At 43.8% G+C, this 21,174-nt stretch carries 19 protein-coding genes and 1 tRNA gene; 8 read left to right on the forward strand and 12 right to left on the reverse strand.

The genetic code is table 11. From position 1 onward, the window contains the following. Positions 1-48 precede the first annotated feature (48 nt). The 3 genes from C1I60_RS22620 (at position 49) to C1I60_RS22630 (ending at position 1,820) form a co-directional block, all read left to right on the forward strand. On the forward strand, positions 49-720 hold the full coding sequence (locus tag C1I60_RS22620) for a cupin domain-containing protein (RefSeq protein WP_137063727.1): 672 nt from the start codon (positions 49-51) through the stop codon (positions 718-720). Between the two features lie 107 nt (positions 721-827). After that, positions 828-1,058, forward strand: a complete 231-nt coding sequence (locus tag C1I60_RS22625) for an LSm family protein (protein WP_137063729.1) — start codon at positions 828-830, stop codon at positions 1,056-1,058. A 492-nt stretch (positions 1,059-1,550) separates the two neighbouring features. Beyond that, on the forward strand, positions 1,551-1,820 hold the full coding sequence (locus C1I60_RS22630; protein WP_137063731.1) for a YuzF family protein: 270 nt from the start codon (positions 1,551-1,553) through the stop codon (positions 1,818-1,820). Positions 1,821-1,900: 80 nt separating this feature from the next. Here C1I60_RS22630 and C1I60_RS22635 read toward each other — a convergent pair whose 3' ends face one another. Then, positions 1,901-3,088 carry a GH25 family lysozyme gene (locus C1I60_RS22635; protein WP_137063733.1) on the reverse strand — a complete coding sequence of 396 codons (1,188 nt, stop codon included), beginning with the start codon at positions 3,086-3,088 and terminating at the stop codon, positions 1,901-1,903. A 200-nt stretch (positions 3,089-3,288) separates the two neighbouring features. Continuing rightward, positions 3,289-4,350 carry a YeiH family protein gene (locus C1I60_RS22640; protein ID WP_137063735.1) on the reverse strand — a complete coding sequence of 354 codons (1,062 nt, stop codon included), beginning with the start codon at positions 4,348-4,350 and terminating at the stop codon, positions 3,289-3,291. A gap of 118 nt (positions 4,351-4,468) precedes the next feature. On the opposite strand from C1I60_RS22640, the gene C1I60_RS22645 reads away from it, so the two are divergent. Both C1I60_RS22645 and C1I60_RS22650 read left to right on the forward strand, forming a co-directional pair. Next, positions 4,469-5,356, forward strand: coding sequence for a LysR family transcriptional regulator (locus C1I60_RS22645; protein ID WP_137063737.1), 888 nt, complete (start codon positions 4,469-4,471; stop codon positions 5,354-5,356). A gap of 66 nt (positions 5,357-5,422) precedes the next feature. Continuing rightward, positions 5,423-5,932 (forward strand): SpoIIAA family protein, encoded by a 510-nt coding sequence (locus C1I60_RS22650; protein ID WP_137063887.1) that lies wholly within the window; start codon positions 5,423-5,425, stop codon positions 5,930-5,932. Positions 5,933-6,095: 163 nt separating this feature from the next. Here the strand turns inward: C1I60_RS22650 and yqeK are convergent, their stop codons facing one another. The 8 genes from yqeK to C1I60_RS22690 form a co-directional block, all read right to left on the reverse strand. Further along, the gene (gene yqeK, locus C1I60_RS22655) at positions 6,096-6,716 is read right to left on the reverse strand and encodes a bis(5'-nucleosyl)-tetraphosphatase (symmetrical) YqeK (RefSeq protein WP_137063738.1); all 621 of its coding nucleotides are present in this window, start codon (positions 6,714-6,716) and stop codon (positions 6,096-6,098) included. Between the two features lie 184 nt (positions 6,717-6,900). Continuing rightward, on the reverse strand, positions 6,901-8,478 hold the full coding sequence (locus C1I60_RS22660; protein ID WP_137063740.1) for a glycoside hydrolase family 43 protein: 1,578 nt from the start codon (positions 8,476-8,478) through the stop codon (positions 6,901-6,903). Continuing rightward, a complete protein-coding gene (locus C1I60_RS22665) occupies positions 8,444-9,448 on the reverse strand; it encodes a pectinesterase family protein (RefSeq protein ID WP_137063741.1) in 1,005 nt (334 codons plus the stop codon). The genes C1I60_RS22660 and C1I60_RS22665 overlap by 35 nt, the downstream gene beginning before the upstream one ends. Before the next feature lie 25 nt (positions 9,449-9,473). Then, on the reverse strand, positions 9,474-10,358 hold the full coding sequence (locus tag C1I60_RS22670) for a dienelactone hydrolase family protein (protein WP_137063743.1): 885 nt from the start codon (positions 10,356-10,358) through the stop codon (positions 9,474-9,476). A gap of 48 nt (positions 10,359-10,406) precedes the next feature. Continuing rightward, positions 10,407-11,768: a glycoside hydrolase family 28 protein gene (locus C1I60_RS22675; RefSeq protein WP_137063744.1), complete on the reverse strand. Its 1,362-nt coding sequence runs from the start codon at positions 11,766-11,768 to the stop codon at positions 10,407-10,409. Between the two features lie 179 nt (positions 11,769-11,947). After that, positions 11,948-13,468, reverse strand: coding sequence for an extracellular solute-binding protein (locus C1I60_RS22680; RefSeq protein WP_137063745.1), 1,521 nt, complete (start codon positions 13,466-13,468; stop codon positions 11,948-11,950). Positions 13,469-13,496: 28 nt separating this feature from the next. Further along, a complete protein-coding gene (locus C1I60_RS22685; RefSeq protein ID WP_137063746.1) occupies positions 13,497-14,120 on the reverse strand; it encodes a YesL family protein in 624 nt (207 codons plus the stop codon). Between the two features lie 21 nt (positions 14,121-14,141). Continuing rightward, entirely contained in the window at positions 14,142-15,113 is a 972-nt protein-coding gene (locus C1I60_RS22690) for an ABC transporter permease (RefSeq protein ID WP_137063747.1), read from the reverse strand. A gap of 268 nt (positions 15,114-15,381) precedes the next feature. Here C1I60_RS22690 and C1I60_RS22695 point away from each other — a divergent pair, with 268 nt between their 5' ends. Then, a complete protein-coding gene (locus C1I60_RS22695; RefSeq protein ID WP_137063748.1) occupies positions 15,382-16,266 on the forward strand; it encodes a carbohydrate ABC transporter permease in 885 nt (294 codons plus the stop codon). Between the two features lie 31 nt (positions 16,267-16,297). Here the strand turns inward: C1I60_RS22695 and C1I60_RS22700 are convergent, their stop codons facing one another. Next, positions 16,298-18,559, reverse strand: a complete 2,262-nt coding sequence (locus C1I60_RS22700) for a helix-turn-helix domain-containing protein (RefSeq protein ID WP_137063749.1) — start codon at positions 18,557-18,559, stop codon at positions 16,298-16,300. Between the two features lie 219 nt (positions 18,560-18,778). Here C1I60_RS22700 and C1I60_RS22705 point away from each other — a divergent pair, with 219 nt between their 5' ends. Next, positions 18,779-20,290 (forward strand): GDSL-type esterase/lipase family protein, encoded by a 1,512-nt coding sequence (locus C1I60_RS22705; RefSeq protein WP_137063750.1) that lies wholly within the window; start codon positions 18,779-18,781, stop codon positions 20,288-20,290. Beyond that, complete coding sequence (locus C1I60_RS22710; protein ID WP_137063751.1) at positions 20,287-20,898, forward strand: uridine kinase family protein; 612 nt, start codon at positions 20,287-20,289, stop codon at positions 20,896-20,898. Before C1I60_RS22705 ends, C1I60_RS22710 begins: the two co-directional genes overlap by 4 nt. 200 nt (positions 20,899-21,098) lie before the next feature. On the opposite strand, the gene C1I60_RS22715 is transcribed toward C1I60_RS22710, so the two are convergent. Continuing rightward, positions 21,099-21,172, reverse strand: a tRNA-Ile gene (locus C1I60_RS22715). Positions 21,173-21,174: the final 2 nt, after the last annotated feature.

The raw sequence follows: 21,174 nt of genomic DNA on the forward strand, positions 1-21,174 counted from the left end.
AGCTGTACGATCATCAAATTTTGAATAACAGAAAGGCAGGAACCACACGTGGATTCATATATGGATTACACCTCTCCCTCCGCACAATTTACTTATGATGTAAAAGACAATGTTCTATTTCAAAAGGATGCTCAAAACTACATCAACGAGCTTTCGATCCAGCAACTAAATACGTTGGCGAATATATCGCTGCTGGATATTTACCTCAGCACAGCTAACGTCATAGAGCCTCATTACCACCAAAATGCAGCAGAACTGGTATACTGCGTCTCTGGAGCAGTGACCGTGTCACTAATGAACCCTTTTACCCGCGAGTTGCACCATTTCCCGCTCACACCTGGTCAGGTCGCTAATGTTCCCCAGGGATGGTGGCACTACGAGGTCGCCACAATGGATCATACTCATTTGATAGCGATTTTTAATGCTCCCATCCCTGAATTCATCCTCGGCTCCGACATTTTGCGATTAACGCCAAGCAATATTCTCGCTCATACCTACTGCCTGAATGAGAATAAAATTCAGGAAGCGCTCGCTCCTATCAAAAAGCCTGTAATCATCGGTCCGCCTAATGACTGCAAGCACCAGGCAGCTAAAAAGCCGGGAATACATGTGAGACTTGCCGATGCTCCCCCATACCAGCAGGTCGCCACGGAAAGAAACTATGCCCCTACAAACGGATATCCCGGCTTCGCCTTTAATCCTTATCATGAATGGACCTAATCCTGATAAAATCATAAACCAGCGGGAATGCCCTCTCCCTGTATATTAGCCGTTACCGTTACATCATTCGTCTCATAAAATGCGAATGTACAAGAGGGGGTGATTGAATGGACGCTTATTACAACTGCTTGGGCTGTATGAACAGACGGGTACGTGTTTTGACCATGGACGGACAGCAGCACGAAGGAACCATCGTGAAGGTGGATCGCAATAACGTGTACTTAAAAAGGGAATCAAACGGGCGTGTTCAAACGTCTGCTTTTTATCCTGGCTATGGATATGGTAATCAGCTCTTAACCTTGAGCCTGTTCACCCTGCTGGCAATTGCTTTAATTTAATTAGCTGCTCCACGTCAAGCCCTGTCTACCAAACGATGACACATCTTATGACAGCAACCACCCCCGACAATCATCCGTCAGGGAGTGGTTGCTGCTATTTGGGGTGTTTTACAATCCAAACAAGTCTCTTGAATCCCTTAAAACGCTTAAATCCCCCACCAGCTATGCTCCGGTGAGGGATTTAATACACTCATTTCAAATTAGATCCATAACGACTTGGTGATGATGACCAGCAGAATGAACAGTACCAAGATAGCCCCTGTTGATGTCCAAACTCCGCCTGGGTATCCACCGCCACAACCTCTTTCACATTCACTCATGGATAAGTTCCTCCTTCAATTCAAGGTACATCATAGCTTATGTATTGAGGCTTCCTATGGACCGGGCTTATCGGCAATGATGTGAATCTTTACGTTGATTGGGCATCCGCCTACACCATTTCTGGGCAGGAGCATAAGATATCACAAATAATCCCCTGAAGGAGTGAAGCAATTGAATCCAAATCAAGCGCTTAATTACAGTATGAACCAACCTTTTCCCCATCACCAGCATACCCCTCATCACATCATGGTGACCCCTGTGGACCCGTATGTGGTAGAAACATTAAAATCGGTCATTGGCAAATATGTTGTACTGGAGACCACTCGTGGCAGAATTGACGGTTGTGTAGTGGATTGTAAACCCGATCATGTCATTTTAGATGTGTATGGAAAGAAATTCTTTGTCCGGATCTGCGAAATCGTATGGATTATGCCCACCTAAGTATTTAAACAATCAGACGCCAAAATCCTCGCCGATCCTATACTGGATTCGCGAGGATTTACTATAGTCACAAGCTTCTACTATTCAATATCTCCCGCCAGTGAAGAACGGAGTTCATCTATTGTTCCATTGAACTCATTCAAATCCACATTACCACGGATACCCTGAACACTGCCTGTGCTACTGTACTGCCATGCCCACCAGTTATCCCAGGCTGGAACTGCAGTCGGTTTTTGAGTGGTGCTGTATCTGGCTACCCACAATTTATACACAGAAAGTGTAGGATCAAACTTGGAAGCAAAGACATTGCCCGTGTATACGATTGGCAGACGTCCGGTAAGCTTCTCCGTTTCATCCAAAAATGCATGAGCCACTTCACTAATTTGCGCAGGAGTAAGACCTTTTGGATTATTTTCATAATCCATCACTGGCGGCAGATCCAGACTGCCGCCTGCTGATTCTATAGCCCTGGCAAAATTAGCAGCTTCCTGACGAGCACCATCCGCAGTTGTAGCGTTCAAAAAGTGATAAGCACCGACCAGTATGTTGGCATCCCTCGCTCCCTGAACATTTGCTAGAAATTGATTATCTTGATATGTTGTCCCCTCAGTAGCCTTGATGAAAGCAAATGTCTTGCCTGCGGCCGCAACCTGCTGCCAATCTATATTGCCATTATAGTGAGAGACATCGATCCCTTGAGCATGTCCGTCAGAAGAGATGACAGGCTCAGGGACAATGGTATCAGGAGCTATAGCAGATGTAACAGGCTCAGTAGATGTTGACTCCAGTGTTGCTTCTGAATCCTGATTCAAAGGAGCACTACTTCCACTTGAGACAGGCGGGGAAGTCAGAAACACCGTTTTTAGCTTGCTGCTCCATGCCACATCAAGACCTGTCTGTTCAGATACAAAGCGAAGCGGAACATAAGTGGTTCCGCCTTTAAGCAATGGAGCTACCGTCAACCCCATTTGAATACCATCGACAGATGCTATGGGGTTATTTACCTGAAGGCTGAGGTTATGATCTCGATCCTGGATCGTTACCGTACTTGTCTTGGAGTCCCAATTGACCTTATAACCTAATTCCTCCACAATGAGACGAAGTGGGACCAACACACTACCCTTTATTTCCTGAATCTGAATTCCCTTCGCAGTACTTAAATCTTTACCATCCAGCTCAATATGTGAGCTTGAAGACGTAGCGTGAGTTTCCCCTGGAAATACCCATAAAAACAGAAATAAAAAAGCCCAAAAATATATTTTCTTCATTATGTACCCTACCATTCTATAAATTTTCACTGATGAAAATCGTGCAATCTAGTATCCTCAGTACCCGCCATTTTGATAGACGCCAATCATATGTAAAAAGTTACGAATAAGTCATCACATATCTCAAGTTTATCATTTATAGCACTAAAAAGTCTCTACCAGCTACATAGCGAGCAGAGACTTCTTTTTTGTATCCTTATTCACATAGTTAAAAATGTTAAGCTTGCAAGAATGATCGAGGTGATGGACAGCACCAGTAAGGGAAGCACCGCTTTCTCCCGCAAGGTCTTAAAGCTCACATTCAGCCCCATGCCTACCATGGCCATCGTTAGCATAAATGTGGTGATGTGAGAAAATCCGTTCATCAGACTAGAAGGAACTACGATATATTTTCCCAAAACATAGCTACCGATCAAACTTGTGATGACAAATCCAATGAGAAACCAGGGGAACTCCATTTTCGCATCCGAGCGGATCTTTCCGGTTCGCTTCATCCAGTACATGATCATAAAGCTAAGCGGTATTAGTAAAAAGACACGGCCCAGCTTGGCTAGTAAGCCAAGCGCGAGAGCATCCTGTCCGGCAGGTTCGGCAGCTAAGGCCACATGTGCAATTTCATGCAGGCTGATGCCTGACCATATTCCATATTGCATATCCGTCAAAGGAAGCCACGATCGAAGGACGGTAAATAAAATGGCGAATACGGTTCCGACCAAAGCAATGAGCCCTACTCCTATAGCCGTATCCTCATCCTTGGATTTCAACAGGGGAGAAACAGCAGCAATCGCAGCCGCACCGCAAACACCTGTCCCAATACCGAGAAGAAGCGAGAGCGAAGCGTCAGCCTTAAAGAGCTTGGCCAGCCACATCGTAAACAGGATGGAAAATACGACGGTACCCACATCACGCAGGAGCAAGCCCATACCATGATGAATAACAACATCCATATTGAGCTTTAGTCCGTATAATACGATAGCCCCTCGCAGCAATTTTTTAGCCGAAAACTCAATCCCTGAACGTAAAGCTTCGGGATATCCCCATAGCTGTCGGTATAAGACAGCGAGAAACATGGCGCAAGCCAAAGGGCCTACATAATGAAATCCAGGTATTTCGTTCAGACCATACCCGACGAAGGCAAATATCATGGTCAGTACAATGCCTAAGATACGTTGGATAAAGCGATTTCGGTTAGAGTGTGGGAAACGCTTTGGTGGTAAACCGGAACGTAGTGAACATTTCATGCGCTTTATGTGACTGCTCATGGTGAATACCTCCAATTCTGTCTTCATAAAGTTTAATGCGTATTTTGTCATAAGAAAAATAAATCATTATAATGGTATCCATAAGTAAATAGGTATGATGAAAATGGAGGAGTCGGCTTTGGATCAATCTTTAATCGTATTTGTTATGGTCGCAGAAAAACAAAACTTCACAAGAACAGCCGAAGAGCTACACATGACACAGCCCGCCGTCAGTCAATACATTCAAACGCTGGAGCGTACCGTGGGAACACGGCTTTTGGAGCGAAGTAATAAATATGTGCGTCTAACCAAAGCCGGTGAAATTGTGTATCATCATGCCAAGGAAATCATCCGCCTCCACACCCGAATGCAGTATTTGGTGGACGAGTTGATGAATACAGCAAAAGGCAATCTATCCATTGGCGCAAGCTACACATACGGAGAGTATGTACTGCCGCATGTGATTGCGCAAATGAGAAGTCAATATCCGCTCATTCAGCCCTCCATTAGCATCGGCAACACTCAGGAAATTGAAAGATTGGTGATTCGTAATCAACTGGATGTGGGGATTATTGAAGGAGAATTTCAGCATGACCATTTGTATATTGAACCGTTTGCAGAAGATGAAATGTATATCGTCGTTCCACATCATCATCGTTTGGCTGGTAAATCTCAAGTAGGTTTAAGTGAGCTACAAGAGGACATATGGATTCTGCGCGAAGAAGGCTCTGGAACCCGGGAAGCGGCGGAAAAGATGTTTGTACGATTTCAGTTTACCCCTGCTCATATTATGGATTTTGGCAGCACCCAGATTATTAAAGAGTCTGTAGAAGCAGGCTTGGGCATTTCTTTGCTGTCACAGTGGACGATTCAAAAGGAACTCACCTTGGGCACTTTAAAAATGTTGAATATAAGCGGTTTCCCAGTCGTTCGGAAATTCTCTTTTCTGACCCCTTCTGCCGTATTTGAAACGAAAGCGACCACCGTATTTTTAGAGATTTTGCGAGGTTATAATGTGAAAAGGTGAACAGGTACAGCTTCAAGTCCATAGAAAAAGCACCCCGGAAGGCGCTTGGCTTACTCGAATATATCCATCCATGCCCCTTCGAGCTCTTTTAATAAGGCTCTTTTCGTAAATAATGTTGCTTTATTACGTAAGAATTTTATCCTTATTGATTTTGTGAGGTTTTTACGCATAATTGTAACTAAGGGAGATGATTCCAAGTTGAGCAAACATAATATCAGCACCACAGTTTCAGGAGATTTAATTGTTACCCATCTAATTGGCAAGATTAAAACAGATGATGTTAATGAATGGTTTAATGGCTTCGAGCAAGCTTGTCAGCAATTCATTTCCGAGGGTCGGAAATACAAATTGTTGGTGGATAGAAAAGGATACACGCCAGATCATTTTTCTGTTCAAAAAGCATGGAAAGATAAGTTCTTCAATGAAACCATTTTGAATCACAGCAAGGCAATTGCGTTTCTCCTTGAAGAAGGGGAGATAATGAATTATTTACAACAATCCAATACAAAAGAATCCGTAAAATTTTTTGATAATTATGAACAAGCATTTATTTGGTTGAATGAATATCCAATATAAAACCTTTATTGAACCAGTTGCTCTTAATCAACTGGTTTTTTTATGCCCGTAATGTTGCTGTTGTCATAAAATTCACTTGTTACAAGCTTCCTACACCATTGTTTTTCTTCACAGATTCTTGTCCACACAGATTGCCGGTTCATTGTGAGTCAGCAACAATATTTTAGAAAAGAGCCTTTAATAAAGACTGTCTGGCTTCTAATAACCAAGGATGTACAACCTTCATCTTTTCTTTATTGCTCCACACATGGTTTAAATAAATCATAATCGCTTCATCCAACAAATGATCGTTCACATTCTTCCTTATCTCTTGTACAAAAGGCGCAGCGTGTGCCTGATCCCATGACAATTTGTCTCCTATAAATAAAATTTTATCCATCAGACTCATGGATTTCCACAGCGTCGTGTGACATTCAATCGCATTCAGCAGCATCGAATCCGTTAGTCCAAAAATCTGAATAGTCATCTCTCTGGACAGCTTTTGGTGCAGAATATACGGAAATGCTAATTCTTCTTCAATAATGGGGATATGTAAAGCACGTGCAACAGCTACTTTATCTTCATTAGGGATGATGGTGCCTATATCGTGCAACCACCCCGCCCGTTCAGCTATGAAAGGATCAGCATGGAATTGTAGAGCCAGTGCCTTGGATTCATGGGCTACCCTTGTGCAATGAATCCACGTAGCTTCTGCGTTATGTTTGTTAAAAAGCTTCTCTATGTCCAAAAATAGTTCCCCTGAAAATTCAAATTCAGCAATGTAATGATGTAAAACAGGATTCATGTATTGTTACCCCCTCTTCGCTTATTCCGATGATTTTACTATACATATTGATTACATTATAACTGGACTCGTCCAAAATAATCCAATTTACTTCAGGTTAATGAAAAATTGCAAAAAGCCCCTGCTAAGAACAAGGGCTTGAAGAAAATACCTTGATAAATACTCCTAACGAAAGAAAGGTATTTTAAGAAGATAGATGATCTTGTCCATGATACAGAAAATGGATAAAATCGGCGTAGCTGCCTTGAAATTGTTGCATGTCATGGGCGGCAATCCCTACAAAATTCCCTGTAAATCCACCTGATAAAAAGCTGATGTTTTGCTTTTCAAAAAGCGGAGTCCAGGTAGGCTCATTTCCAAGATGGTAATAAAAATGTCCTTGGATTGCATGGACTTCTACGGCCAAATGTATAGGAATATCCTTTTGAAGCGCAATCGACTGAGGGACTAATGTGAATGTATCTGCTTCACATCTCATCATGCGCAGCACTTTCCCTTGTCCCTCTTCATAGCTGACATAGGCATACAGGTAATTTTCATCATTTAGATACAGCAGGAGCCCCGCCATTTGCAAATAGCTTGTAGGTTGATATTCCAACGCCGTTTCTACCCGAAAATGATGATCGGTTTGCCGGATGGCAAGCACATGATGCTGAAACAGACTTTGAATGGATTCTCCAGCCAGAATTCGAAGATAGCCCGGACGCTGGCTCAGTGAGCACCAACGATCATCCGCCAGTATACGCAATGTATTCCATGTTTTATTTAAAACTGGCCCTTCGAAAAAGTCTTTGAATATAAAGCTGTGCTTCTGCCCTGCCGAGAAAGTGGTTCCGATCGGTGCAGGCACTTCTAATTGCGGCGTATTGCCTCCGCCGGTTAATCGCAACCAGCCTTCATCATTCCAGTACACGTGCTGCAAGGCTGTTTCTCGCCCTAAAATGGCATACTTTCCTTCCAATGGACGAGTACATAAATGAGCCATATACCAATCGCCATCTGGCGTCTGTACAAGACTGCCATGTCCTGCACATTGTAAAGGGAGTTCAGGACGATCGCGTGATGTAAGCATCGGGTTATGCGGATCTACTTCATAAGGCCCGGATAGCTGCTTCGAACGGGCTACGGTTACCGCATGTCCCGTACCCGTTCCACCTTCCGCTGTAATAAGATAGTAATATCCGTTTTGCTTGTAGATATGAGGGGCCTCTGTTTTTTTCAAAGGTGTGCAATCAAAAATTTTCACAGGCTCGCCAATCAGTCGCTGCTGCCCGCTATCGTATTCCTGCATAACAATACCTGAAGACTTATTGCTGTCCACCATGCGGTAATCCCACAATGCATTCAATAGCCATTTACGTCCATCCTCGTCGTGAAATAAAGACGGATCGAATCCACTGCTGTTGAGATATACCGGGTCTGACCACGGTCCATGGATCGCAGGTGCCGTCATCACAAAATTATGAACGTCCTTAAACGGACGTCTGGTGCTCTTCACATCCGTATAGAGCAGATAAAAAAGGTTATCCGCGTAGCTCAGCTGAGGCGCCCAAATGCTGCAATTTTTCGGGTTTCCTTTTAAATCAACCTGATCAGTCAAAATATCCGTACAGTGCTCCCAATGGGCCAAATCCTTGGACTGATACACCCGTACTCCCGGCAGCCACTCAAACGATGACACGACAATATAGTAAGTATCCTCGACTCGTACAATACACGGATCGGGATTAAAGCCTTTTAATATGGGATTTTGGATCATCATGAGAAATGACTCCTCCTTGCTTCCAAAAAGTGTCTCCCTCAAAAACCTGCTCCTTGCTCCACGCTTCTGCTCGTCCTTCAAAACAACCCGCCCACGGAACACGCTGCCCACGCAACGAGGTAACATCGGATACACCATACTCCTGATAGCAAACCGTTTTCTCATTTGCAGCATCGTCCCAATTGTCCCAACCCCGTGGATCAATATGTTCACCCATTTTACAATCCACAAATACGGTCTTGGCATACTCACGCCACGGACGCCCCAAAAATACCGGGGTAATATCAGGCTCTGCGGTTAAGCAGCAATGATTGAATACATAGCCATACGCTTGTCCCTGGGGAGTGGAGGCGGCTGTAATGTAGCTCGTTTGGTTCTCATGATGGCGTAAACTGCGAATTTCGCAATGTTCAAAATAAGCAGTCGCCCCGCCAAAAATGAAGTCTACCGTTCCCTCGATATAACATTGCTGATAAAGCTGGCGATAGTGGGCATGATGTTCTTTCAAATGGATGCCGCCAAACTTTAGCCGTTCTTTCGGTGCCGGAGGCAAGGGACCAGTAAATAACGTATCCTGATGCCCGCGAAAGGTGCAGTTTCTAAAAACCGTTTTATCACAGTGAGCATATACAGCAACAGCCTGCCCAATGGCTTCCCCCTGTCCAGCCGTGTTGGAAATGATGAGATTTTCTAGGATCAAATGATTGCCGCCTAAAAATAAAGTGGGAGTCGCAAAGGTTCCTATTTCCTCGCCTGCCTCATCCAGCTCCCTGGCATACCGATGCATTCGAATGTCTACCTGCCCGATGCCTATGATATGAAGATACGAACGGTAAATTCGCACCTCTTCCTCGTAGGTACCCGATAAAATATACAGCGTTTCCATTTCATGTGAAGGCGACTGCTCCAATGCAGCAATCGCCTCTTGAATCGTATGGAAATCACAAAAGGATTCTTTCCCTACCAGCATGGTTGCCCCAATCCTTTCATTGGAATTACAGGTGTTCTGCTAAAAATGACTGCCACGCCGTCCGCATTTCCAAGGTTTCCATATGCCCGCCACCTGCGATCACAGGCTGCCAATGCTCAGGGTGACCTGCTTCCTGGTAAGCTTCCTGCAGTCCCTTCGCCAAATGCTCGACCCCCTCAATTGGACACATTCGGTCATTTTGGCCTGTTATGCTCATTCGTGGACGGGGAACAATCCGCTTTTGAATATCCAGCGTGGTAAAATGCTTTAGCAAGCCGGGGACATAGGAATAGAAGCCATGGTGATCCAGTCCCCTTTTGGTGATCAGCGTATGGGCATCTACCTGTCCGCAAATATCAATGGTGACCTGTATTCGCTCATCTAACGCTGCCAGCCACCACGCCATCAGTCCTCCCATCGACATCCCAATCGTTGCGATGCGGGAAGCATCAACATTCTCTCGCTGGCACATATAGTCCACCAAACGACGGTTATCGTACAGCATCATGCCCCACAGCACCTGGCCCTGCCAGAGCATTTCCTTTACCAGCTCGCTCTCGGTTTTACCCCCGCGTTCATTAAAGCCCCACATGTCAATACAACAAGCGCAATAGCCCATGTCTGTCAGGGTTTTAGCAAACGAGGGCTGCTGCAAGTAAGAGCTGCTATGGATAAATTCCTTGCGTCCATGGGTATAATTGCCTCCATGCGAATGGTTGAAAATGACCAATGGAAACGGACCGTTTCCTTGTAATGGTGTGGCTATATAAGCTGGCACAGGCTCGATTCCGTTGATGTCCAGCAGAATAGATTCCAGTTGGTATCCCTCTTGTTCCTCTTGCTTTAGCAGGGTGGCTGTAACGGGTCGATCTGCCGGAAGATCTCCCAATAATGCTTGCAGCTTATCCATGTTCTCCCTCCTTCCATGCCCCTCTTAAATCAGGAATTTGCAAAATCCTCAATTAAAAACATTTTGTTCAGAAGGTTGTATCGTCACTTGTTCGATCAGCTTTTCAGGCTGGTTTGTATTTTTCGAATGACAACGGTTGACCTCAACGCCTTCCCCGTTTTCAATATAAAAAGCAGGGCCTTCATGATTCTCAATCGTCACCTGTTGAAAACGGATATCTCTCACATTGCCTAAATAAAAACCACGGTTGTTCATATCTTCAATCCCTGTCATCATGGCAGGACGGCCAGGAATCGCATTTTTCGCCATAGAAATATCAATATTGGAAAATGTAATTTCAGCAATATATTGTTCTGCAAGTCCGTATAAGAATCCAGCAGCCGCATGAACCTGTCGTGCCGTGATATCGGAAAAATGAATCCGTCTAAAGCAAGGTGTTTCATCGGTAATTGGATAGGGATTTTTGTCCCAGACATATTTGTCTTTGCCCCGAGGTCCGCAGAAATAATAGAGATTCAGAATAAATGGACAAATCACATCTTCCATCACAATATTGCTAACGCGAATATCTTCGACGATCCCCCCGCGTCCCCGTCTTGATTTCAGGCGGATGCCCCGATCCGTTTGCTTGAACACACAATTGCTGATCGTGACATTACGGATATCTCCACTCATCTCGCTTCCCAGTACAACAGCGCCATGTCCATGCACCATCGTACAGTTGGTAATCGTTATATTTTCACAAGGAATCCGCTCCTGTGTATCTTCGGTTCCTGCTTTGATCGCAATACAATCATCGCCCACATCAATATTGCAGTTACTAATACGAACATTGGAGCAGGATTCGGGATTAATGCCATCCGTATTGGGGGAATCCGCCGGGTTAAGAATGGACACATTGTCAATCGTAACGTTATAGCAAGCGATAGGGTTTACAGTCCAACTGGGGGAATTTTTCAACATGATATCTTTAATGGTGACCCGCTGACAACGGTCAAAGCTGATTAATTTGGGTCTCGGGTACTGTAACTCCTCGGGATGATTCCGATGCTTTTCCCACCACGGTTGACCATTTCCTTCCAGCGTTCCACTGCCTGTAACTGAAATATTCTCCAGGTTCTGCCCATAAATACACGATGCATGTACTTCTCGCTGAACGCCTTCCCACCTGGATTCTACTACTGGATAATCAACCAAATCCGTGCTGAAGGAGAGAATTGCACCGGGGCTTATATGCAGCTGAATGTTACTTTTCAGAAAAATAGCGCCTGTCAGATACGTACCCGAGGGAACAAAAACCGTTCCTCCCCCGGCATTGCTAGCCGCTTCGATTGCAGCCGCAATCGCCCCTGTTGCCAACGTCGTACCATCCTGAGGTGCTCCATAATCTACAATGTTATACACTTGCATCTCGTTCTCTCCTGTCTTCATTTTTTGTGAATACGAAAATGATGTATAGGCTGAACTTAAAAATACACTGGAAAACGGAGTAGGCGGAATGGTGCTGAACAAGCGTCAGCGATGGTAAGCACCATCCGCCTGCGTAGTGGCACTTCATGTACACTGATGTTCAACCTATATCTATATCCTTATTTTTTCGATTTCTTATACGCTTCTTCGTATTCAGTAATAATCTGTGATCCACCGGAATTTTTCCAGTTCTCTACGGCTGCTTTGAATCCGGCTTCATCGGTCTCACCCATAATAAATTTGAACGTAGCATCGGTTATAATTTTTTCGAGTTCGGTTCCTTTTTCATTGGCAGTTACAGAATCCAGAGGAACGGTTGGATCCAAAACAGCAAAGTCGTTATTTTCCTTGATTAATTGATTGGCTAGTTCCTTTTCAGGGTTGGCATCTTTTAACGTATACGTCACTTCGCTCGGTCTGGAACTTGCAAATGGCTGTACATCTGCTTGCCACAAATCGGTGTTAATAATTCTGAAAGCTCCTTCATTATCAATGTCATAATGAGTTCCCTTAATACCACCTGTCATGTCCATAAATACTTCTTCATCAATCAAATCATTGACGAATTGAAGTAGTCTCTTCAACTCAGCTTCCGACTTCACCTCGGATTTAGGAAATGCCAGCAAACCACCAACTCCGCTGCCTTCGGACCAAATGTGATATTTACCGTCTCCATTGGAGATTTTGTTTACAGGCACCAGCTCAAGCCCCTTTTGCAAGCCTTGTGACAGATTTCTCAAGTTGGTGATATCCACCATGCCCGTATAAATTCCGGTTTTCCCTTGAGCAAATTGCTGCTGCTGATCAGTTTTAGCAGTTACGGCGAAATCCTTGGATACATACCCGTTCTTATATAATTTATTGGAATACTTTAACGTCTCCAAATATTGAGGTGTATCAAATTCCGGCGTAAACTTGCCATTCTCATCTACTTTCCAGCCATTAGGTGTGCCAAAATAAGAGCTTAAGGTTTTAAAGCTGCTGTAGCGCAGATCAGATCTGTCGCCAAAGCCTGTCGTATCCTTTTTGCCATTACCGTCCGGGTCATCCTCTGTAAACGCTCTCGCAACTTCGTAAAGCTCATCCAAGGTCGTAGGTACTTTAAGCCCTAAACGATCTAGCCAATCCTTGCGAATAACCAGGCCTGCTCGTGCCAAATTTTTCTGGAATGGAACTCCATACAGAACTCCCTCGATGGAAGCTGCATTTCTAACTTCGGGAGGTATCTTTTTTAAATTGTCATAATCGTCCAGATACTTACCTACATCCCAGAATAGGCCTGATTTCAATGAACTTCGAACTGAAGAATTTGTCATCATCGTAAGAGTCACGATATCCGCCAATTCACCGGACGCCAGTGCTGTAGTGATTCTCTCTTCTTTGGACGCATCAGGAACCCAGTTGAACGTAATCTTGGAATTAGTGTATTTTTCAATTTTGTTCTTAATCGTGTCTGTAGGTGGAGAGGCCGTGTGCAATACATTTAACCAGGTTAATTCCAGCTTTGAATTTGGATCATACGTTTGGCTGCCTTGATCCTCTGCCCCCTTGTTACCGCAAGCAGCTAAAAAAACACTCATGACCATAAGTACGGTAAGAAGACCCGATACTCCCATTTTCATCGATATCCCTTTTTTCATTGTGTTTGCTCCTTTTCTGATCGTATATTCATGCCATATCTTCCTCTTTCACCAAAACCTCTCGCTCTATTTTGCTAAATACTTGATGCGTCATCCACATCACGAGATAACCGATAATACTGGCTCCGGCAAAAGTCAGAATTCCTGGGTACAAGCCTAGAATCAATGTAAAAAGCGCGACAATCGCAACAAAAAGAACAAGTGTATATTGTAAATACGAAAACCCAATCACCACAGACATTCTGATTTTCAGCTTAATTCCTTTCCAATCATAATGAGCCAGTAAGGGGAAAATGTACGCCAACGAGATAAGATACAAAAAGGCTCCAATAAGCGTCACTACGCGAACATACCAGGACGAGACATTGACGATATCCACATAGAGCACGTAGCCCACGAGGCTGTAAATGGCTCCAATGATCGCGCCTTCTTTAAAGCTTTCTCTAAAGTAACGTACAAACGTGGGGAAAATGGCAACTTCCTCATTCCCCCGAATCCATTGCCTTAAAATGCTGAGCATAGCGACAGTTGCAGGTCCCACGCCTATAAATCCCAAGCCCAGGATCGTCGCAACCGTCCACAGCAAATTAAGGTAAACCAGCCGAAGCAGGCGCATGCACCATTTGTTCATGTTTTCTACAAACCGTACCATTCCGCATCCTTCCCGTCGTCATTAGTAAACGCCGTCTTCACCAAATTTCTTGGCCAGTCGATTGGAGCCCATGATCAGAATTAATCCCACCACGCCTTTAAAAAGTCCTACCGTCGTACTAAAACTCAATTGTCCATTCTTTAAGCCTGCTGTATAAATGTAGGTGTCAAATATTTCGGCAACCTCGCGGTTTAATGAGTTCAATAGCAGATACATATGCTCAAAGCCCAAATCCAGCGTGCTGCCGATTTTTAAAATTAACAACGTAATAATGACTGGGCGAATTGCAGGCAAGGTAACATGCCATGTTTTCCGGAGACGTCCGGCACCGTCCATTTCTGCCGCCTCATACAGTTGCGTATCCACGACCGTAATCGCCGATAGATAAATAATGGTAGACCAGCCGAGTTCCTTCCAGATCACTTGCCCCATATAAACGGTACGCAACCATTCCTGGGAAGTTAAGAAGCTGATCTTCTCACCACCTAGCGCAGCAATCATTTCATTCAGTACCCCGCCGTCTACGGTTAAAAATACATAAGAAATCGAAACAATGATAACCCATGACATAAAGTGCGGGATGTAGATAATCGTTTGGATGATGTTTTTAAACACAAGCTTCCTTACCTCATTCAGCATCAATGCCAAAATGATCGGTAATGGAAAGAAGATCACAATGTTGAGCGCAAACAAAACCAGGGTGTTACGTAATAGCATGAAAAACGTGGGCTCGGTAAATAAACGAATGAAATGCTTCATTCCTACCCAGGGGCTGCCCGTGATTCCCAGAAAGGCTTGATAATCTTGAAACGCAATGACCAAACCGCCCATAGGGAAATACTTAAAAATGATGAAGTACACTAGCCCGGGTAAAACCATCAGATACAACAACTTATGTTTTTGCATTCGTAAAAGATTTTCCGTCGTTCTGTTGTTCTTTTTCATTTTCATATTCGGTTTCATGTTTGGTGATGGGACACTTGAAACTTTCATTAGCTCGACCTCCTTCAAACGTTCCTGTATACGTTTTCAAGAGTACGTGATTTTAAGCGTTACGCATATAATCATCTAATGATAGCGTTTACAAAACCTTATACATAGCCTACTTTCCGCCTTTTCACCTTACCTAATGATTACTACACAACCTAATGATCATCCTCTTTTTTCCATGCTTAGGAGAACACCTCAAGATTTGATTATATACGGAATTCCGCCCTCTTGGTACAGTTTACATGTAAACGATTACGAGGAGGTCAAACACTTGGCGCAAACATCACTAAAAAAAGAATCGCTGGGCAGTCGTATTTTTACCATCGTAAACAGTACTTTATTAATTCTCATTGCCCTCACTTGTCTCTTGCCTTTTCTGAATATCATCGCCAGCTCTTTTGCTTCAACCCAAGAAGTGGTAGCTAAAAAATTCATTTTGTTCCCTGTCACTTTTTCCCTGGATGCATATCGGTATATCCTGTCGACTCCAACGATTTTCAGAGGACTGGGGGTTTCGGTCGGAGTGACTATCGTAGGTACCGTGGTGAGTATGATCTTTACGGCTTTTATGGCCTACGGATTATCCCGAAGATATCTGCTTGGACGAAATACGATTAATTTCATTGTCGTGTTTTCCATGTTGTTTAGCGGGGGAATGATTCCAACTTTCCTGGTTGTAAAAAGCATGGGGCTTATCAATTCGTACTGGTCCTTGATCCTTCCCGTGGCGATTAATGCATTTAACCTGATTATCATGCGTAACTTTTTCCAGGCGCTGCCGGATGATCTGGAGGAATCGGCCAAGATGGATGGGTGCAACGATTTTGGTATCTTCTTTAAAATTATGCTGCCGTTAGCCATGCCTTCTATTGCAACCATTTCACTTTTTTACGCAGTGGCCTACTGGAATACGTATATGCATGCCATTCTCTATATCAATGATTCCGCTAAATGGCCCATTCAGGTTTTGCTTCGCCAAATTGTAATCGTTTCCAGTGGTATGCAGGCAGAAGGAACCTCTGTGGATGTCATCCCGCCTGCGCAAACGATTAAGATGGCGGTCATTGTGGTTGCAACCGTTCCTATGCTAATCGTGTATCCATTTGTGCAAAAACACTTTGTCAAAGGAGCATTATTAGGGGCAGTAAAAGGGTAAGCTGCCCCTTGATTGTCAGTGAATGTTTCACTCAATTCGCTTGCTTCATCTTACGATATGCTCCGGGCGTGACCTGCTCCTTCTTCCGAAACGAGCGGATAAAGTTCTGCGGATTATGATATTGCAATCGTTCGGCGATTTCTTTAATCGTCATATCCGTCTCAATGAGCCACTTTTTACCCATTTGCAATCGGTAGCCCATCAGATATTCGCTGAACGTCGTACCGTATTCTTTTTTGAAAATACTGCTTAAATAATTGGGATTGTAATGAAGACGCTCTCCAATGAGCTCCAGTGACAATTCCTGGTCATATTCAGCCCTGATCATGGCGGCAATTTTCTCGGAGAGACAGCGGAATTGCTGGTTCGTCTTTTCCTTCATACTTTTTACCATTGGGGAAATGACTTGCTCCACCAGCATACGCTCGATCTCTTCCGGATTACGTATGTCCAGCAGCCGATGGTACAATGCATGATTGTCTTGGGTCAGCAGCACTTCAATCCCTAACAGCTGCTCCAATTGAATGAGGTTATTCACGAACCGCACCAACAGCACCTCAAAGTTCATGGAATGATTGTTCTTTGTCATTATTTCTGTCAATAAAGAATGTACGGTAAGTTGTACTTGCTCTTCGTCTCCTATTCGAATGGCGTCAAACAACTGCGACTCCATTTCCGTCGGATAGTGAAGCAGCACCGGACCTGAAATGACATTGGAAATGTCTTCATAAAATATAATGGATTCTTTGCCTAAATTTAAACGATGGTGCAAGGCTTGCTTACTCATCTCACAGGCTTCCTTGCTCTCTAACAAATTGTCATATGACTTACTAATACCGATACTGATGGATACATTCAAATACTCTTTTACAGTTCGAATCAAAAGGGTAGCATCGTCTAGCACTTGCTTGTTTATTTCCTGTTCATTCTTGCCTGTAAACATTAAAATGGTCGCCTGGATGTCATCGTTCAAAATAATGGGAAGCATTCGCTGCTGCTCTGGAATGGTTTCTTCTACGATTTTGTTAATAGCCAGCAATAAAACGTCCTTATCCGAGGGCTCTCGATCTCCCAGATTATCCAGTTGAATCAACAGGGTAATATACATTTGGTTCTCCAGTTGCGGATAGCCCAAACGTGGCATTTTTCGTGCCAATTCCTCCGCTGAAATACGCCTGCGAAACAGGTTAAGGATCAGTTGGGTTTCCAACTGTGGCATTTCGGACTGGATGAGGCTTTCCAGGCTTTCCTTTTCCGTTACAATGCTGTCAATGGAATCAATAATCCAATCAATTTCATTTCGGGAAGGCTCATTTTTGAACGAAAAATTAGGATTTTTAGGCAGACTGCGTTTAATTTTCTGGAATGGCTTTGTAAAATAGACGGCTATGATATACGCCACTACCACAATCAGGAACGTAAGTACAAGTACCATCGTGATGATCCCGAATTTGGTCGTTTGGAATGCATTCGAAATCTCCTTTTTATCTAATATCGTTAAATACGTCCAGTTGTTATAAGCAGACTTGGCATAAATGACTTGCTGAGCAGGTTGATGCTTCGTTTTTTCCAGTGTCAACATGCCTGAATTATCGGGTGTATCCGTAGCCTTTGAAATGTGCTGAAGCTGCTGGGTGGTCAATAATTGGTCGACAGGCTCGGTTTCGTACATTAAATCGCCTTGTTTATTCAGAATAAGAATGGCCATGTGATCCTCTGCTTGAATTGTACGATTTAACGTTTTCAACGAAATATCCGACAGCGCAATGGCTTGCTTCTTTTTGGAGAATACAGGCAAGGTATTAACAAAGCGGATTCCCTTGTCTGTTTTAATCCAGAATAGCCCCTTATCCTGATGGTCGATATAGGTTTTAAATAGCTTCTCCCGTTCTGTTTTCGTCAAATAGGACAGGCTTCCATTGGATATCTTCCAGTTCTGATCCAGGCTAATCAGTGAGTATTCCGTTCCTTCTAATCCCATTGTAGCAATATAATTGAGTTGCGAATTCACATTCCGATACGCTACAAAATCTTTTTCTGTAATGGGATGTTTTACGACTTCATCAAATGAACTGGTCGTACTATACGTATTAAAAGCATATTCAATTGTTTGGATTTTCTGCTCCAGACTGTTTTTGATTTGCGTCATGTAGCTTTGTTTACTGTTGGAAACTCTTTCCACAACTGAGCTAATTGTTGTAAAATAGATGTAGCTGCCGAAGCTGGCCACCAACCCTATTCCCAAAACCAGAATCGTAATAAAAATGGTGTAGAACATCCTGCCTTTTTTCATTGCGCTCCCCCTTTGGTTCTTTGCATCATATCAAATTATAGCGCTTTCATAACAAGGTTTAAATCATTTTTTTCACGTGTGCATTTATTTAAAAAACAAACATGGGCTTAAGCCCACTCTTTAAGCAGAAATGTTAAATACCATTACATCCGTCCCATCCCGTTTTATGTTCATCTGGATTAGCTTGCAGAATTTAAAAAAGGAATTTGGAGGTACCTTATGTTACACGTTGTTAGTCATAAAGAACAGATTGTAAAAAAAGAATTTACAGCAGACACTTCCTTTCTCTCCCTCTATCCAGCAGTGGCCCATGAAGCTCGCCCTTTTATATTGGTACTGCCCGGCGGTGGCTACGAGCACTTGGCTTCACATGAGGGAGAACCCATAGCTCGGTGGTTGAATGATTTAGGTATTCATGCAGGTGTGCTGCATTACCAAGTCGGAGACTTTGAGTTCGATTCCTTGTTGGATGATGTGGAACATGCCCTGAGGTGGATTCGACAAACGCCTAAAGACTGGCAAGTGATCCCGGAGCAAGTTGGTCTGATTGGATTCTCAGCAGGCGGGCATTTGGCCTCCATCGTCGCCACCAGAGGGACGGAAAAACCCGATCTTCTGCTGTTGGGCTACCCCGTGATTACGTTTCATGATGCTTATACGCATATCGGAAGCCGCACTCATTTTTTAGGTGAACAGCCGACACAGGAGCAGCTTCACGCCTTTTCATCCGATCAACAAGTGACTTCACAGACCCCTCCAACTTTTATTTGGACAACAGCCAATGACGCCGCTGTTCCAGTCGAAAACAGCTTGTTGCTGGCTTCCGCATTATCCAGAGAAGGCATTTCATTTGAGCTACATGTGTTTGAGGAAGGGCGCCACGGCTTGGGACTGGCTGAAGATAACCGCGAATGCCAGCAATGGCTCGCTCTTGCGGAAAAATGGCTTCAAAAACATAGCTATGTTACAGAAGGCCAACAGATAACATCCAGGCTGTTTATCGCTGGTGATTCCACCGCTGCCCAAAAAGGAGCTACCGAAAAACCGATGACAGGCTGGGGCGAACACTTGCAGAGTTATTTTGACCCGTCTGTTCAAGTGAACAATCGTGCGGTGAATGGACGAAGCACCAAATCTTTTATAGCGGAAGGTCGATTGTCTCATATTGAAAAGGAGCTTCGAGCTGGCGATTATCTGTTTATTCAATTTGGACACAACGATGAGAAGAAAGAAGATCCCACCCGCTATACCGATCCTGACGGGGACTACCGTCAAAATCTAATTCAATGTATCGAGTCTGCTCGGAAGCGTGGTGGAATTCCAGTGCTGTTGACCTCTGTAAGCCGCCGCCGCTTTACCGCAGATGGAGAACCTGATCCGCATGCAGTGGGAGCTTATCCCGCAGCCATGAGACGAGTAGCCGAGGAAACCCGGACACCACTGCTTGATATTTTTGAAGCCTCTCAGCAGCTTTATCATAACCTTGGAGAAGAAGGGTCCCAGCAGCTATTTATGCACTTGCCTGAAAAAGCACATCCGAATTACCCGGCTGGCGTAACGGATAATACTCATTTCTCTGACGAAGGAGCACGGCAGATTGCCAAGCTGGTCGCTGAAGCCATTAGCCAATGTGCGGAATTACATGCCTTAAAGCAGTTTATGCACTTGGAAGGAACGAATCAAGATAGTGCAAAAGCAGAATTGTTGGTTAAAAAGGGTGGTTATTTATGAGAGATTTTAAAATAATAAAGGGACAATTCAACTCTTTTCAAAACTTCGTAAATGCTATTAACGAAAAATCTAAAAAAAAATCTACTTTGCTGATTGGGATAGATGGTTGTGGTGGTTCCGGTAAAAGTACATTCGCTTACAAGTTAAAAGAAGAACTATCTAACTCAACTATTGTTCATAAGGATGACTTCTATCTCTCCTCCTCTAACATTTTAAATACACATCCCTCAAAAAAACCTATCGGTGCTGATTTTGATTGGAAACGTCTTTTAAATCAGATACTGGAGCCCATAAGAAATGAAAAGGATGGGCATTATCAACGGTATGATTGGGAGACGGATAAGCTTGCGGAATGGCATACTGTTCCTGTTGGTGGCATTGTCATAATCGAAGGAGTATATTCCATTCGAAAGGAACTGGAGGATAAATATGACTTCAAAATTTGGGTTGATTGTCCACGAGAAATTAGGCTTTCAAGAGGTCTTGAAAGAGACGGAGAGCGTGCTCGTGGGATGTGGGAGGATAATTGGATGATTTCAGAAGACATTTATGTAGAAGCTCATAAACCCTTTAAAAGAGCAGACCTCGTTATTAGTGGAGCTTTATAAACTTCTTATTCAAAGAATAAAACAGAGAACCTCCATACATAGAGGTTCTCTTGTTTCTTAGCTTAACGATCATCACAGGCTTAGTTTTAAGGCGAAGAATTTCGTCGTTGTAAATGAGCTTAGAGATAGTGTCCTATCTCCTCAGCGAAAGAAGGTATAAACAACAAAAACCCCTTGCTATGGAAGGGGTTTTGAGGAAATGGGCCCTGAGGGACTCGAACCCCCGACCAATCGGTTATGAGCCGACCGCTCTAACCAACTGAGCTAAGGGCCCTC

This window comes from Paenibacillus terrae (genome assembly GCF_005217525.1).
In the GTDB taxonomy this organism is placed as follows: domain Bacteria; phylum Bacillota; class Bacilli; order Paenibacillales; family Paenibacillaceae; genus Paenibacillus; species Paenibacillus terrae_C.

Bases quoted from the DNA above. Each gene is read 5' to 3' on its own strand.
- C1I60_RS22625 (WP_137063729.1), top strand. From the start codon at position 828: ATGGACGCTTATTACAACTGCTTGGGCTGTATGAACAGACGGGTACGT.
- C1I60_RS22635 (WP_137063733.1), bottom strand. From the start codon at position 3,088: ATGAAGAAAATATATTTTTGGGCTTTTTTATTTCTGTTTTTATGGGTA.
- C1I60_RS22640 (WP_137063735.1), bottom strand. From the start codon at position 4,350: ATGAGCAGTCACATAAAGCGCATGAAATGTTCACTACGTTCCGGTTTA.
- yqeK (WP_137063738.1), bottom strand. From the start codon at position 6,716: ATGAATCCTGTTTTACATCATTACATTGCTGAATTTGAATTTTCAGGG.
- C1I60_RS22660 (WP_137063740.1), bottom strand. From the start codon at position 8,478: ATGATGATCCAAAATCCCATATTAAAAGGCTTTAATCCCGATCCGTGT.
- C1I60_RS22665 (WP_137063741.1), bottom strand. From the start codon at position 9,448: ATGCTGGTAGGGAAAGAATCCTTTTGTGATTTCCATACGATTCAAGAG.
- C1I60_RS22670 (WP_137063743.1), bottom strand. From the start codon at position 10,358: ATGGATAAGCTGCAAGCATTATTGGGAGATCTTCCGGCAGATCGACCC.
- C1I60_RS22675 (WP_137063744.1), bottom strand. From the start codon at position 11,768: ATGCAAGTGTATAACATTGTAGATTATGGAGCACCTCAGGATGGTACG.
- C1I60_RS22680 (WP_137063745.1), bottom strand. From the start codon at position 13,468: ATGAAAAAAGGGATATCGATGAAAATGGGAGTATCGGGTCTTCTTACC.
- C1I60_RS22685 (WP_137063746.1), bottom strand. From the start codon at position 14,120: ATGGTACGGTTTGTAGAAAACATGAACAAATGGTGCATGCGCCTGCTT.
- C1I60_RS22690 (WP_137063747.1), bottom strand. From the start codon at position 15,113: ATGAAAGTTTCAAGTGTCCCATCACCAAACATGAAACCGAATATGAAA.
- C1I60_RS22700 (WP_137063749.1), bottom strand. From the start codon at position 18,559: ATGAAAAAAGGCAGGATGTTCTACACCATTTTTATTACGATTCTGGTT.
- C1I60_RS22705 (WP_137063750.1), top strand. From the start codon at position 18,779: ATGTTACACGTTGTTAGTCATAAAGAACAGATTGTAAAAAAAGAATTT.
- C1I60_RS22710 (WP_137063751.1), top strand. From the start codon at position 20,287: ATGAGAGATTTTAAAATAATAAAGGGACAATTCAACTCTTTTCAAAAC.